Below are 13,858 nucleotides of genomic sequence, written 5' to 3' on the forward strand. Positions count from 1 at the left end.
TCGCTGTACCCGCGGAGTTCCGCAAGGTGGGTAGCCGCGGGCCCGATTGGCAGATCTGGCTGGACGGCCTGCCGAAGCTGCTCCGGCAGCTGTTGGCTGACTGGCGCCTCAAACCAGGTGGCGAGGCGACGTACGGCGAGTGTGCGCTGGTTGTACCGGTCACAACCGCCGACGGCGTCGAGGCGATGCTCAAGGTCGGTTTCCCGCACTGGGAGGCTGAACACGAGCATCTCGCCTTGCGCGACTGGAACGGCGACGGGGCGATCCGGCTACTCCGGGCCGATCCCCGGCGCTATGCCCTCCTACTGGAGAAGGCCCACCCCAGGGACTTGACGAGCCTCGAAGACGTTGAGGCCTGTGAGGTGGCCGCTAGTGCCTACAAGCGGCTACACATCCCGGCAGGGCTCCAGTACCGCCTACTGTCGGAACAAGCCGCCCGGTGGTCCCAGGAGCTCCTGGAACTGCCTATGTCGGCTCCTGTTCCCCGGAGGTACGTCGAGCAGGCAGCCGCGCTGGCCCGGGATTTCGCGACTGACCCGGCTTGCGACGGCCGGTTGATCCACGGCGACCTGCACTACGCGAACGTGCTCGCGTCCGACCGTGAACCCTGGCTGATCATCGACCCCAAACCGCTGTCGGGCGATCCGCACTACGAGGTGGCGCCGCTGCTGTGGAACCGCTGGCCCGAGGTGGTAGCCACCGGCGATATCCGGACGGCCGTGCGCAGCCGATTTCACGCGATCGTAGATACGGCCGAACTCGACGAGGAACGTGCCCGCGACTGGGTGATCGTGCGGGAACTCGTCAATGTGCGCTGGACCCTGACCGAACCCGATGACCTCCTTCCCGACGACTGGCTGACCCGCGCGATAGCAATCGCCAAAGCCGTTCAGGACTGACGGATATCCGTTTGACCGGACGCTCGGGAGTACCGAGGATCGGGCCCATGAATATGCCCGTGTTGTGGATCTGCGGCCCGACCGGTGTCGGCAAGTCGACGGTCGGCTGGCAGGTCTTCACCGATCTCGGGCAGGCAGGCGTTCCGGTCGCGTACGTCGATGTCGATCAGGTCGGCATGTGTTACCCGGCGCCGGCGGACGACGCGCACAACCAGCGGCTCAAAGTCCGCAATATCGCCCGCGTGGTGGAGAACTTCCGCGCGGCCGGCGCCCGTTGCGTCGTCGTATCGGGGACCGTTGACGCGGCCCAGGCGCACACGTATGCCGAGCACTTCGTGGGTACGGCGCTGAGGTTGTGCAGACTTCGGGTCGGAACGGGCGAACTCGTTCGGCGTCTTCGCGAGCGAGGGTGGGACGCCGAGCTGCAGGCGGAGGCGCTTGCCGAGGCCGAGGCGCTCGACCGCAGCGACTTCGCCGACCTGTACGTCGATACCGACGGCCTGTCGGTCGCCGACGTGGCCCGCCTCGCCCAAGCCAACCTGCCGCCGCCGACTGACTGCGTCGCCGAGGACGACGTGCGGCCGGACCGCCTTGCCGAGGACGACGCAGGGCCGGATCGCCTTGCCGAGGACGAGGTGCGACCGGATCGCCGTGTCGACGACGAGTTGCGGCCGGTGCGTCCGGCGACGTCCTCTGGTTGTGCGGGCCTACCGGCGTGGGGAAGTCGTCGGTCGGGTTCGAGATCTTCCAGTCGTTGCTGGGAAGTGGCGTGCCGACGGCCTATCTCGACCTCGAGCAGATCGGGTTCATGCGGCCCGTCCCGGGTCCCGCCGGCCATCGGATCAAGGCGCGCAATCTCGCCGATTTGTGGCAGTCGTTCCGCAAGGCCGGGGCCGAACGGCTGGTGGTCGCCGGCCCGGTCGAGGATGAGGACGCGCTCGACGTCTACAAGGCCGAGTTGAAGCTGACGTTGGTCCGTCTCCACGCGGAGCATCGGCAACTGGCCGAGCGGATCCAGCTTCGCGCCGAAGGCGATGGTTGGCGCGCGCCCGGCGACAGCCTCGCTGGCCAGCCGCCGAACGTCGTACGCGAGGTCATCGCGAAGGCCCAGCGCCTCGCCGACGACCTAGAACGCAACGACCTGGGCGACGTACGGCTGGACACCACAACCCTCACGGTCGCGGAGGCCGCAAAGGCCGCGCTTTAGCCGTCGACCGCAGTCCAGGACTGACGCGGCCGTTCAGCCGTCGATCGACGTGGGGGTCACCGGCGGTCCCTGGTGCAGTAAGTCGGCCACCAGGGCCGGGAGGTTCGCTGGGCGCAGGAGGTCCGTACTGATGGTCAACTCGCGCAAGGTCCACCATTTGTGTCCGGTGATCTGCGAGCGTTCGAACGCCTCGAACCCGGCGGTCGAGATCTCGTACGCCGGTACGCGCGCCAGGTAGTAGCGCTGGTGCACCTCGTAGCCCACGCCTTCGAAGTTGGCCGTCCACGGCCGGCCGCGCCAGACCTCGGGGCCGATCGGCGCGTTGGCGAGACCGGTCTCTTCCTCGATCTCACGCTGCGCGGCGGCCTCGTACGTCTCGCCGGGGCGAAGTCCGCCGCCGGGCAGATACCAGCGCCGGGGCGACTCGCTTGAGAACAGCAGTAATCGGTCCTTGTCGTCCAGCAGGACCACCCGAACGGTCGGGCGGGAGATCAAAGCCATGCCCAAGCTTGACCGATCAACATCTCGCCCGCCCGATCACCCCCGGCTCGCGGCCGCCGGCGAGCCGGTCAGAAGAGTCCGATGAACGGCGACACGCCGCGTTCCAAGCGCCCGATGAGTGGGATACCGGCGCGCGGGGGGGGGCGGAAAATGGGTGGGCGGGGGTGGGGGGGAAGGGGGAGGATGGGGGCATGCGGGTTACTTCGGTGAATGTGGTGGAGGAGCTGATCCCCGGGCCGAAGGACACCGGGTTCACGGCGATCGACAAGCGGCCGCAGGCCGGACGGGTGGCGGTCGGATCGTTGGGGCTTGCGGGGGACTCGGTTTGCGATACCGCGAACCACGGTGGACCCGATCAGGCGTTGTACCTGTACGCCGACGAGGACCGGTCCTGGTGGGCGGGACAGCTCGAGCGGGAAATTCCGCCGGGACTGTTCGGGGAGAACCTCGACACCGACGGTTTGGACGTGAGTGGCGCGTTGATCGGGGAGCGGTGGCGGTTCGGCGACGGGCCGGATGCCGTCGAGGTGGAGGTACGGGCGCCGCGAATTCCGTGCATCACCTTCCAGGACCGGATGGGTTTGCCCGGGTGGATCAAGCGGTTCCACCAAGCCGGCCGGCCGGGCGCGTACCTGCAGGTGCTCAAGACCGGGTCGGTCGCTACGGGCGATGCGATCACCGTGCTGCGTCGACCCGAGCATGAGGTGACGATCGCGGTCCTGTTCGGCGATCAGGACCCGGCCAAGATGCGCGGTCTGCTGGCGTCCGGGATCAACCTGATGCCGGAGATCCGCGCGCTCGCCGAACGCGTCGCCGCCCGCGCGTGAAGGGCGTGATCCCGGCACCAGGTCCGCTCCGGCCGCTGGCGCTCGCGACGCTGATCAGCCGGATCGGCAATGGCCTGCTGATGACGATCAGCGTGCTCTACTTCAACCGGGTGGTGGGCCTGTCGATCGCGGAGATCGGCCTGGGACTGACCATCGCGGGGTTGTTCGGCCTGCTGTCCGCCGTACCGCTCGGGCATCTGGCCGATCGGCGTGGGCCGCGCACGCTGTTCGTTCTCCTGAGCATCACCGTGGCGGGCATATCGCTGCTCTACCTGCTGGTCGATACGTTCGCGCAGTTCCTGGCCGTCGCGATCGTGCTGACGATGCTCGACCGTGGCGCGGGCGCCGTTCGGGCCGCGTTGATCGGGGCATTGACCAAGGACGGCGTCGGCCGGGTCGCGGCCAGGGCATATCTGCGCGCGATCACCAACATCGGCATCATGGCCGGTGCGGGTGTCGGTGCGCTGGCCCTGCATTTCGACAGCGCGTCGGTCTACCGCTGGATGTTCGTCACGAACGCGGCGCTCACGATCGCCTCGGCGCTGATCATCTTGACCGTGCCGCGGGTGGCGCCGGTTCCCAACAGCGATGACGGGCCGGTCTGGGTCGCCCTGCGGGACAAGGGATATCTCGCCGTGGCCGGGCTCAACGCCGCGATGTCGATCCACTTCGCCGTACTGGATGTCGCGATTCCGCTCTGGGTGGTCGATCACACCGAGGCGCCGGCCTGGACGGTGGCGCTGCTGCTGATCATCAACACGGCGGTGGTCGCGTTGTTCCAGGTCCGTTCCAGCCGGGGGATTTCGGATCCCGCTTCGGCCGCGCGTGCCAGCCGGACCGCCGGGTTGTTGCTCTTGGCATCGATGGCGTTGTTCGCCGGGGCGTCGGGTGGTGGGGTCAAAACGGCCGTGGCGCTGCTCGCGATCGGCGCGTTTGTGCAGGTGCTGGGTGAGCTGATGCAGTCGTCTGGTTCGTTCCTGCTCGGTTATGACCTGGCGCCGGAGCATGCGCAGGGGCAGTACCAGGGTGTTTGGGGTACGAGTATGTCGATCAGCACGATGCTCGCCCCAACCGTCTTGGCCCTCCTGCCACTCGGCCTCGGCGTCCCCGGCTGGCTAATCCTCGGCGCCTGGTTCGCCCTCGTCGGCGTCCTGTTCGTCCCCGTAGTCCACTGGGCCGCCGCCCGCCGCCCCAACCCCGTACCAACCCCCGTACCAACCCCCGCACCAGCCGGAACCACTTAAGCCCTGCGTCGATTGGTCTGGATTTGCCCTGCTTCAGCGGCGGGTCAGACGACTGGCAAGGTGCATGCGGGCAAATCCCGACTCAGGACGCTAGTGCTGTACGACGTACTAGCTCCGCCCGGGTGGTTCCGTGGGAAAGACGTCCGTGCCGGGGTGGTTCCTTGGCCGGGATTAGCGGCGATTCGTCAGGATTTGACCGCATGATCGTCCGCGACCACGGTGACCCGCCGCGGCAGCGGGTCAAATCCAGACCAATCGACGCAGTGCCTAGGCCAATGCGGTCGTTGGGGTGGTTAGGGTTCGCGGTGGCCGAGGGCGGCGGAGATTTTGCGGGCGGCTTCGATGGCGGCGGGGGCCATGAGGGCTACCTGGGCGATGGATTGTTCCAGGGAGAGAGTGGAAATGCTCACCGCGGCGATGGCGGTACCGGTGTGGTCGTGGATTACGGCGGCCACGCAGCGGATGCCGGGCTCGTTCTCCTCGTCGTCCAGGGCGTAACCACGCGCGCGGACTTGAGCCAGGTCCGCCTTCAACGCCGTCGCGGTCGTGTGGGTGAGCGGCGTACGCGCCGGCAACCCCGTCCGATGCACCAGCGCGTCGATCGTCTCGTCGCTTTGTTCGGCCAGTAGGGCCTTGCCGATACCCGTGCAGTGCAGCCAGAAGGCCTTACCGACCCGCGACGGCATCCGGTACGGCTTCGGCCCGTCCAGGCGCGCGACGTAGATCGCCTCGTCGCCGTTCAGGAGGCCGACGTGCACCGTGCACCGGGTCTGCGCGACCAGGTCCGCCAGCACCGGCCGGGCCACCGTCGCCAGGTCGACGTTGGTCAGGGCGTGCCCGGCGAGCCGTAGGGCCTTCGGACCGGGATGGTACGACCCGTCCTCGGCCTGCGCGACGAACTCGTGTTCGACCAGCGAGGCCATGATCCGGTGCACGGTGGACTTGGCCAGGCCGGTCGCGTTCACCACGTCGGTGAACCGGGAGTGCTCGAGGACGGCGTCGAGCACCATCAGCGTCTTGTCGATGGCCGAAGGTGAACTCATGGTGCTCATCCTGACACCTCTTTCTCCGAATCCCCGCAGGGTCTAGTGCCCTGCGACCGCGATGCACGCCCCTGACCACCGCAATCACTCAAGCAACTTCGGACGCAGGGCACTAGCGGGCCAGCCACCCGCCGTCGACCGCGAGGATATGGCCATTGACGTAGTCGGAGGCGCCCGACGCGAGGAAGACCGCCGCTCCGGTCAGATCTTCCGGCGTACCCCAGCGGCCGGCCGGGATGCGGTCGCGGATGCCCGCCTCCCGCTCGGCGTCGGCGCGCAGATCGGTGGTGTTGTCGGTGGCGATGTAGCCCGGGGCGATCGCGTTGACCTGCAGGCCGTGCGGGCCCCACTCGTTCGCGAGCGCCTTGGTCAGGCCGGCCACCGCGTGCTTGCTGGCGGTGTAGGCCGGCACGGTGATACCGCCCTGGAAGCTGAGCAGCGAGGCGATCGTGATGATCTTGCCGGCGCCGCGTTCGAGCATGGCCGCGCCGATCGGCCGAGTGACCGCCCAGGTCGAGTTCAGATTCACGTCCAGTACGTGCTGCCAGTCGGCCGCCTCGGTTGTTGCCGCGGGCCCCCGCCGGATCGTGCCCGCGTTGTTCACCAGGATGTCGATCGGCCGGGACCTGGCCAGCGCCGTCGCGACCGCCTCGACCTCGGCCGGATCCGTGAAGTCCGCGGTGACCACACTCGCGTCCTGGCCGTGCGCCTTGATCGCCGCGAGGGTGTCCGCCAGTGCGTCGTCGCGCGCCATCAGGACCAGATCCGCGCCCGCTTCCGCGAGGCCGGCCGCGATCGCCGCGCCGATACCGCGCCGGGCACCCGTGACGAGGGCGGTCCGGCCGCGCAGGGAGAACGTCACCGAAGGTCCTGGACGTCGACGCCGTCCATATCGGTGAAGGCCTGGTTCTCTCCGGCCATCGCCCAGACGAAGCTGTACGCCGCCGTACCGACGCCGGAGTGGATCGACCAGCTGGGGGAGATGACGGCCTGGCGGTCCGCGATCAGCAGATGGCGGGTCTCGTCCGGCTCGCCGAGCAGGTGTACGACGCGCTCGGTCTCGGGCAGACCGAAGTAGAGGTAGCACTCGGTCCGGCGGTCGTGCGTGTGCGCGGGCATCGTGTTCCAGGTACTACCGGGGTGGAGCGTGGTGACACCCAGCACGACCTGGCAGCTCTGCACGCCGTTGGCGTGGATGTACTGGTTGATCGTGCGGCGGTTCGAGGTCTGCTGGTCGCCGAGCTCGAGGCGGTTGCCCTCGCCGGGCGCGACCAGGGTCGTCGGGTAGGCGGTGTGGGCCGTCGCCGAGAAGATGTAGAAGTCGGCCGGTTCGGAGGCGCTCGCGGACTCGAACGTGACCTCCCGCGCGCCTCGGCCGGCGTACAGGCAGGCGCCCGGGGCCAGGTCGTACTTCGTGCCGTCGACCGTGATCGTGCCGGCGCCGCCGACGTTCACGATGCCGGCCTCGCGGCGCTCCAGGAAGAACTCGCTGCGCAGCTCCGGCCAGGTGCCGAGTGTCAGCGGGCCGTTCGCCGGGCGGGCGCCGGCCAGCACGATCCGGTCGTGATGGGTCAGTACGGCGGTCACCTCGTCGTCGGTGAACAGCCGCTCGACCAGATAGGCGCGGCGCAGCGCGGCGGTGTCGAACCCGGGCACCTGGTCGGGATGCGTGGCGTGGCGAACCTCGAGATCAGTCACAGAACCAGGTTCTATCAGGCGGAACCTTCTGTCAAACCCTGTCTGCATTTCGCGTTCACTCAGCTCAGGTCGGCTGCAGAGGCGGGAGGAAACAGTTCCACCTATTGACACCTGGTTCTGACAGATGGAACCTTCTGGTCACCCCGTCTGGGGTCTCAGCCTGCTCGTGAGGAGTGTCATGACAGCCCTCGACTGGTCGGTGCTGGCCGGCTATTTCGTGTTGATGGTGCTGATCGGCGTGTGGTCCCGCACGAAGATCAAAACGATCGTCGACTACTTCACCACCGGGGGACGGATCCCGTGGTGGCTGTCGGGGATCTCCCACCACATGTCCGGTTACAGCGCGGTCATGTTCGTCGCGTTCGCCGCCGTCGCCTACGACTACGGCATCACGGTCTACGTGTGGTGGGCGGTTTCGATCGGCGTCGGTGTCGGTATCGGCGCGTTCCTGTTCGCCGCCCGCTGGAACCGCCTGCGGTCGAAGCACGGCGTCGTCTCGCCGCTGGAGTATCTGGCGCGGCGCTACAACCTGCCCACCCAGCAGGTGCTCGCGTACAGCGGTGCCACCCTGAAGGTGGTCGACATCGCCGCCAAGTGGGTCGCGATCGCCATTTTGCTGAACGGATTCACCGGCGTGCCGATGCGCTGGGGCATTCTGCTCACCGGCGTCGTCACGATGCTGTACGCGACGCTCGGTGGTCTGTGGGCCGACGTGCTCACCGATTTCGGTCAGTTCATCATCCAGGCCGCGGCCGGTATCGCCATGTTCATCGGCGTGCTGGCCCACCTGGACGGCGTTTCCACGCTGTGGACGATGTGGGACAAGCTGCCGGAGGGCCACGGTGATCCGCTCACCGGACCGTACACCAGTGGCTATCTGATCGCCTTCCTGTTCATCAAGACCTTCGAGTACAACGGCGGTATGTGGAACCTGGCCCAGCGGTACATGGCCGCGCCGTCCGGCTCCGCCGCCAAGCGTTCGGCTTTGCTGTCCAGTGGTCTGTGGCTGGTCTGGCCACTGATCCTGTTCATCCCGATGTGCGCCGCGCCGCTGCTGGTGCCCAACCTCGGCAAGTCCGAGCAGGCGTACGTCGAGCTGGCGCAGCTGCTCTTGCCGTCCGGCCTGATCGGTCTGGTGCTGGCCGGGTTCTTCTCGCACACGATGGCGATGGTGGCCTCCGACGCGAACGTGATCTCCTCGGTGATCACCCGCGATATCGCCCCGGTGCTGGTCAAGAAGGTGCGCAACCTCAGCGACGCCGGCGCGCTGAAGTTCGCCCGGATCACCACCTTCACCTTTGTCACCGCGAGCATGCTGATCGCGATCCTGACCAACGGCCAGGGCGTGGTACTGAAGATCGTCGTCGACCTGGTGGCCGCGACGATGGGCCCGATCTCGATTCCGCTGATGCTCGGCATGCTGCCGTGGTTCAAGCGTTCCGGCCCGCGCGCCGCGATCACCTCCTGGGCCGTCGGCCTGACCGTCTGGGCGATCGTGAAGTGGGGCATCGAGTCCAAGGACGTCACGCTGGTGGTGGCGTTGCCATTGGCAACCTCTCTGGTCATCTACGTCGGCATGGGCCTGCTGATGCCGGAGCGCCGCGACGACGTGAACGTGCTGGTCGACTCGCTGAACGACGACGACGACGTCACCGAGACTGCTGATGGGCAGCCCGCGCCCGTACATTGATCGGTTCCATATGATGGGAGCCTGTTCTCAACTGCGGAACCATTGACGCCTTCTGAAGGAGCACCTATGCCCAACATCTCCGTCGAGCTGCTGTCCGGCCGGACCATGGACCAGCGGCGCGAGTTCGTCACCGCGGTGACCGAGGCGGCGATCTCGATCCTGAATGCGAAGCGGGAGTCGGTGCGCATCGTCTTCACCGAGATCGAGAAGTCCGACGTGGCCAACGGCGGCACCCTGGTGTCCGACGAGGTCTGAGTCCTCACAGCCGACCCGGGTCCCAGCCCACCCCGCCGGGACCCGGGTCGTTCCACGTCCGCCTGCCGCCTGCCGCCTGCCGCCGGCCCCCTGTCCTTCGCTGCGCCGTCCGCTCGTGGTCACTGCCTGCTCTTGTTCACTGCTCGGAATGCGGCGGTGGACCAGGCGACGGTCGACTAGATTCAAGGCATGCGAGTAGGAGTCTTCGGAGCCACAGGCCAGGTCGGCGCCGTGATGCGCCAGTTGCTGATCGAGCGGAAGTTCCCGGTGGACGAGGTGCGGTACTTCGCCTCCGCCCGGTCCGCCGGCACCCAATTGCCGTTCGGTGACGAGAAGATCACCGTCGAGGACTCGGCCACGGCCGACTTCGCCGGGCTGGATCTCGCGCTGTTCTCCAACGGCAAAACGGCTTCCCGCGAGTTCGCGCCGAAGGTCGCGGCTGCCGGCGCCATCGTGGTGGACAACTCGTCCGGCTGGCGGATGGACCCGGACGTGCCGCTGGTGGTGGCCGAGGTCAATCCCGAGGACCTGGATCACACGCCCAAGGGCATCGTGGCCAACCCGAACTGCACCACGATGGCGGCGATGCCGGTGCTCGCGCCGTTGCACCGCGAGGCCGGACTGACCCGGCTGATCGTGTCGACGTACCAGGCCGTTTCGGGCTCGGGTGGAGTCGGCGTACAAGAGCTGTACGGCCAGACCCAGGGCTTGATCGAGGGCGCCGAGGCGCTCGCGCTCGGTACGGCGGGCGTCGAACTGCCCACGCCTTCGGTCTACCAGGCGCCGATCGCGTTCAACGTCGTACCGCTGGCCGGCTCGATCGTGGCCGACGGCTCGGGCGAGACCGACGAGGAGCAGAAGCTCCGCAACGAAAGCCGGAAGATCCTGCACATTCCGGAGCTGGCCGTCGCCGGGACGTGCGTGCGCGTGCCGGTTTTCACCGGGCACTCGCTGACGATCCACGCCGAGTTCGCCGAGGCCATTTCGCCGGAGCGGGCCACCGAACTGCTCTCGGCGGCTCCCGGCGTCGAGCTGGCCGACATTCCCACGCCTTTGCTTGCCGCGGGCAACGACCCGTCGTACGTCGGCCGGATCCGGGTGGACCAGTCCGTTCCGGGTGGGCGCGGGCTGGTGCTGTTCGTCTCGAACGACAACCTGCGCAAGGGCGCGGCCCTCAACGCCGTACAGATCGCGGAGGAACTGCGCCGCCGCCGCTGACGCTCTGAGCAGCCGATCGGCCCCGATCGGTACGCGCAGTGAGGTCGGGGCCACGCGCTGTGCCCGGATGATGCGGAAACGTAATCTAGATGGTGCGGACAGGCATGCGAGGACCGTAGTCAGGCACCCGGCTGACGCACTACCGTTCGGTTACTTAGTGCCTGGGGAGGCCCGCATGATGCCTGTTGCAGACGGTGGCGACGTCACCGAGCTGACTACGCGCAAGGACCATCTCGCGCAGATGTTCCTGGACCGCGTCGCGACGACACCGAATCGGGAGGCGTTCCGCGCACCAGCCGATTCGGGCTGGAAGTCGGTCACCTGGAAAGAAACCGACGAGCTGGTACGGCGACGGGCCGCGGGCCTGATCGCCCTGGGAATCGAACCGCAGCAGCGGGTGGCCATCGCGTCGAGCACCCGGGTCGAGTGGATCCAGTGCTATCTGGCCATCGTGCTCGCGGCCGCGGCGACGACCACGATCTACCCGACCACGGTGGCGACCGACGTCGCGTTCATCACCGCCGACTCCGAGGCCCGGCTGGTTTTCGCCGAGGACGCCGGCCAGGTCGACAAGCTGCGCCAGCACCGCACCGAACTGCCTTCGGTGCAGAAGGTCGTGCTGATCGACGGTGAGCCCGAAGAGCGCGACGGCGACTGGGTGATGACGGTCGCCCAGCTGGACGAGCTCGGCCAGAAGTACCTCGCCGAGCACCCCGACGTGGTCGATGACCGGGTCGGGCAGATCCAGCCGGACCAGCTCTGCACTTTGATCTACACCTCCGGTACGACGGGCCGGCCGAAGGGCGTGCGCCTGGCGCACTCGGCGTGGACCTGGCTCGGCTCCTCGGTCGAGCACTCCCGTCAGCTGACCGGGGACGACCTGCAGTACCTGTGGCTGCCGTTGGCCCACGTGTTCGGCCAGGGCCTGATCGCCGCGCAGATGCAGATCGGTTTCGCCAGCGCGGTTGATGGCCGGGTCGACAAGATCGTGGACAACCTCGCCGTCGTACAGCCCACTTTCATGGGCGCGGCGCCGCGTATCTTCGAGAAGGCCCACGGCCGGGTCGTGACGATGATGGAGGCCGAGGGCGGGATCAAGGCCAAGCTGTTCCACTGGGCCTTCGGCGTCGGGCGCAAGGTGTCCAAGCTGCGCCAGGACGGCAAGGAGCCGAGCGGCCTGCTTGCGGTGCAGTTCGGACTGGCCGACAAGCTCGTGCTGTCGAAGATCCGGGCCCGGTTCGGCGGCCGGATCCGGCTGTTCGTGTCCGGTGCCGCCGCGCTGAACAAGGAACTGGCCGAGTGGTTCCACGCGGCCGGCCTGCTGATCGTCGAGGGCTACGGCCTGACCGAGACCGCGGCCGGCTCGACGCTGAACCGCACCGACAAGTACCGCCTCGGCAGCGTCGGTACGCCGCTGACTGGCACGCAGATCGCCATCGCCGAGGACGGCGAGGTGCTGATCAAGGGCCCGGGCGTGATGAGCGGATATCACAACCAACCCGACCAGACCTCCGAGGTGATCGTCGACGGCTGGTTCCACACCGGGGACATCGGCCATGTGGAGAACAACTTCCTCTACATCACCGACCGGAAGAAGGACCTCTTCAAGACCTCCGGCGGCAAGTACATCGCGCCGCAGTCGATCGAGGGTTCCTTCAAGACCATCTGCCCGTACGCGAGCCAGTTCGTGGTGCACGGCGACCAGCGCAACTTCGTCAGCGCCCTGGTCACTCTGGACCCCGACGCGATCCAGGGCTGGGCGGAGCAGAACGACCTCGGCGGCAAGTCGTACGCCGAGATCGTCAAGTCCGACCAGGCCCGCGAGATGGTGCAGGGTTACATCGACGAGCTCAACTCGGGCTTGAACCGCTGGGAGACGGTGAAGAAGTTCGCCATTCTCGACCGGGACCTCACCGTGGAGAACGGCGAGATCACGCCCAGTCTCAAGCTGAAGCGCAAGCACGTCGAGAAGACCTACCGCGACACCTTGGACGAGATGTACAAGTAGGCTTGACCGTGTGCCATCCACGCTGCCCGAGGGCGACCCGCCACCCGTTGACGGGTCGTTGCCCCCGGCATCGATAGCGGAGGCGCGGACCAGGCCGTTCGGGTTCTACCTGCACGTGCCGTTCTGCGCCGCCCGGTGTGGCTACTGCGACTTCAACACCTACACCGCCAAGGAGCTCGGCGGCGGCGGTTCCCAGGCGTCGTACGCCGACACCGCCGTCGCCGAGGTCCGGCTGGCCCGCCAGGCCCTCGGCGACCTCGGCCGGCCGGTCGACACGGTGTTCTTCGGCGGCGGTACGCCGACCCTGCTGCCGGCCGACGACTTGGGCCGGATGCTGGCGGCCGTTCGCGACGAGTTCGGGCTCGCGCCGGACGCGGAGGTCACCACCGAGGCCAATCCGGAGTCGGTCGACCCGGCTTCGCTGGCGGCGTTGCGGGAGGCCGGGTTCAACCGGGTCTCCTTCGGCATGCAGAGCTCCTCGGCGAAGGTGCTGCAGATTCTGGACCGGCAGCACACGGCCGGGCGTGCCCTCGAGGCTGTGCGCGAGGCGACCGCGGCCGGATTCGAGCATGTGAACCTGGATCTGATCTACGGGACGCCGGGGGAGTCGCTGAAGGACTGGCGGATCTCGCTGGAGTCGGCGTTATCGGCCGAGCCGGATCACGTCAGCGCGTACGCGTTGATCGTCGAGGACGGGACGCAGCTGGCGCGGCGGATCCGCCGGGGTGAACTGCCCATGCCCGATGACGACGATCTGGCCGACAAGTACGTGCTGGCCGACGACCTGCTGACCGCGGCCGGCCTCGGCTGGTACGAGGTTTCGAACTGGGCGCGTAGTCCCGAGGCCCGGTGCCGGCACAACGAGCTCTACTGGCGTGGCGACACCTGGTGGGGGATCGGCCCAGGCGCGCACAGCCATGTCGGCGGTGTCCGCTGGTGGAACGTCAAACACCCGACCGCCTACGCCGAAAGGCTTACCACCGGCACGAGTCCGGCGTACGCCCGTGAGGTCCTGGACGACGAGACCCGCCGGGTAGAACGAGTTCTGCTCGAACTCCGCCTCCGCTCCGGCCTACCCGCGTCCCTCCTGGACGAACCCGGCCACAAAGCCGCCGCCGAAGCCCTCGCCCGCGGCCTGCTCACCCTCGAACCAGGCCCGCACCTGGTCCTCACCCGCCCCGGCCGCCTCCTCGCCGACGCCATAATCCGCGACCTCCTGCCCTAACCCGCGCGATCCGCCCTCACAGTGACGACGTGAAGGCAGCGGG

General features: G+C 67.8%; 13 protein-coding genes and 1 pseudogene. 10 read left to right on the forward strand and 4 right to left on the reverse strand.

The window, feature by feature from the left end:
• Positions 1–26 precede the first annotated feature (26 nt).
• From ACFFGN_RS01300 to ACFFGN_RS01310, 3 genes and pseudogenes are all read left to right on the forward strand, one after another.
• Entirely contained in the window at positions 27–899 is an 873-nt protein-coding gene (locus ACFFGN_RS01300; protein ID WP_380043356.1) for an aminoglycoside phosphotransferase family protein, read from the forward strand.
• 53 nt (positions 900–952) lie between these two features.
• Positions 953–1,273, forward strand: a pseudogene (locus ACFFGN_RS01305) (adenylyl-sulfate kinase); the annotation flags it as partial.
• 341 nt (positions 1,274–1,614) lie between these two features.
• Positions 1,615–2,106 carry a hypothetical protein gene (locus ACFFGN_RS01310; protein ID WP_380043656.1) on the forward strand — a complete coding sequence of 164 codons (492 nt, stop codon included), beginning with the start codon at positions 1,615–1,617 and terminating at the stop codon, positions 2,104–2,106.
• Between the two features lie 33 nt (positions 2,107–2,139).
• Here the strand turns inward: ACFFGN_RS01310 and ACFFGN_RS01315 are convergent, their stop codons facing one another.
• Positions 2,140–2,607, reverse strand: coding sequence for an NUDIX domain-containing protein (locus tag ACFFGN_RS01315; protein ID WP_380043357.1), 468 nt, complete (start codon positions 2,605–2,607; stop codon positions 2,140–2,142).
• Positions 2,608–2,798: 191 nt separating this feature from the next.
• On the opposite strand from ACFFGN_RS01315, the gene ACFFGN_RS01320 reads away from it, so the two are divergent.
• Together ACFFGN_RS01320 and ACFFGN_RS01325 are read left to right on the forward strand one after the other, a co-directional pair.
• Positions 2,799–3,434 (forward strand): MOSC domain-containing protein, encoded by a 636-nt coding sequence (locus ACFFGN_RS01320; RefSeq protein ID WP_380043358.1) that lies wholly within the window; start codon positions 2,799–2,801, stop codon positions 3,432–3,434.
• Positions 3,431–4,678 (forward strand): MFS transporter, encoded by a 1,248-nt coding sequence (locus tag ACFFGN_RS01325; RefSeq protein WP_380043359.1) that lies wholly within the window; start codon positions 3,431–3,433, stop codon positions 4,676–4,678. Before ACFFGN_RS01320 ends, ACFFGN_RS01325 begins: the two co-directional genes overlap by 4 nt.
• A 293-nt stretch (positions 4,679–4,971) precedes the next feature.
• Here the strand turns inward: ACFFGN_RS01325 and ACFFGN_RS01330 are convergent, their stop codons facing one another.
• From ACFFGN_RS01330 to kduI, 3 genes are all read right to left on the reverse strand, one after another.
• Positions 4,972–5,721 (reverse strand): IclR family transcriptional regulator, encoded by a 750-nt coding sequence (locus tag ACFFGN_RS01330; RefSeq protein WP_380043360.1) that lies wholly within the window; start codon positions 5,719–5,721, stop codon positions 4,972–4,974.
• A 112-nt stretch (positions 5,722–5,833) separates the two neighbouring features.
• Positions 5,834–6,583, reverse strand: coding sequence for an SDR family oxidoreductase (locus ACFFGN_RS01335; RefSeq protein WP_380043361.1), 750 nt, complete (start codon positions 6,581–6,583; stop codon positions 5,834–5,836).
• The gene (gene kduI, locus ACFFGN_RS01340) at positions 6,580–7,419 is read right to left on the reverse strand and encodes a 5-dehydro-4-deoxy-D-glucuronate isomerase (RefSeq protein ID WP_380043363.1); all 840 of its coding nucleotides are present in this window, start codon (positions 7,417–7,419) and stop codon (positions 6,580–6,582) included. The genes ACFFGN_RS01335 and kduI overlap by 4 nt, the downstream gene beginning before the upstream one ends.
• Positions 7,420–7,597: 178 nt before the next feature.
• Between kduI and ACFFGN_RS01345 the strand changes: the two genes are divergently transcribed.
• From ACFFGN_RS01345 to hemW, 5 genes are all read left to right on the forward strand, one after another.
• The gene (locus ACFFGN_RS01345) at positions 7,598–9,109 is read left to right on the forward strand and encodes a sodium:solute symporter family protein (protein WP_380043364.1); all 1,512 of its coding nucleotides are present in this window, start codon (positions 7,598–7,600) and stop codon (positions 9,107–9,109) included.
• Positions 9,110–9,175: 66 nt separating this feature from the next.
• The gene (locus ACFFGN_RS01350) at positions 9,176–9,364 is read left to right on the forward strand and encodes a tautomerase family protein (protein ID WP_380043365.1); all 189 of its coding nucleotides are present in this window, start codon (positions 9,176–9,178) and stop codon (positions 9,362–9,364) included.
• A gap of 189 nt (positions 9,365–9,553) precedes the next feature.
• Positions 9,554–10,582, forward strand: coding sequence for an aspartate-semialdehyde dehydrogenase (locus ACFFGN_RS01355; protein WP_380043366.1), 1,029 nt, complete (start codon positions 9,554–9,556; stop codon positions 10,580–10,582).
• 175 nt (positions 10,583–10,757) lie between these two features.
• Positions 10,758–12,590 carry an AMP-dependent synthetase/ligase gene (locus ACFFGN_RS01360; RefSeq protein ID WP_380043367.1) on the forward strand — a complete coding sequence of 611 codons (1,833 nt, stop codon included), beginning with the start codon at positions 10,758–10,760 and terminating at the stop codon, positions 12,588–12,590.
• Positions 12,591–12,600: 10 nt separating this feature from the next.
• The gene (gene hemW / locus ACFFGN_RS01365; protein WP_380043368.1) at positions 12,601–13,815 is read left to right on the forward strand and encodes a radical SAM family heme chaperone HemW; all 1,215 of its coding nucleotides are present in this window, start codon (positions 12,601–12,603) and stop codon (positions 13,813–13,815) included.
• Positions 13,816–13,858 lie beyond the last annotated feature (43 nt).

This window comes from Kribbella deserti (assembly GCF_042434725.1).
Lineage (GTDB): Bacteria > Actinomycetota > Actinomycetes > Propionibacteriales > Kribbellaceae > Kribbella > Kribbella deserti.

Coding starts and splice junctions, on each gene's coding strand:
- ACFFGN_RS01315 (WP_380043357.1), bottom strand. CDS start 2,607: ATGGCTTTGATCTCCCGCCCGACCGTTCGGGTGGTCCTGCTGGACGAC.
- ACFFGN_RS01320 (WP_380043358.1), top strand. CDS start 2,799: ATGCGGGTTACTTCGGTGAATGTGGTGGAGGAGCTGATCCCCGGGCCG.
- ACFFGN_RS01330 (WP_380043360.1), bottom strand. CDS start 5,721: ATGAGTTCACCTTCGGCCATCGACAAGACGCTGATGGTGCTCGACGCC.
- ACFFGN_RS01345 (WP_380043364.1), top strand. CDS start 7,598: ATGACAGCCCTCGACTGGTCGGTGCTGGCCGGCTATTTCGTGTTGATG.
- ACFFGN_RS01350 (WP_380043365.1), top strand. CDS start 9,176: ATGCCCAACATCTCCGTCGAGCTGCTGTCCGGCCGGACCATGGACCAG.
- ACFFGN_RS01355 (WP_380043366.1), top strand. CDS start 9,554: ATGCGAGTAGGAGTCTTCGGAGCCACAGGCCAGGTCGGCGCCGTGATG.
- ACFFGN_RS01360 (WP_380043367.1), top strand. CDS start 10,758: ATGATGCCTGTTGCAGACGGTGGCGACGTCACCGAGCTGACTACGCGC.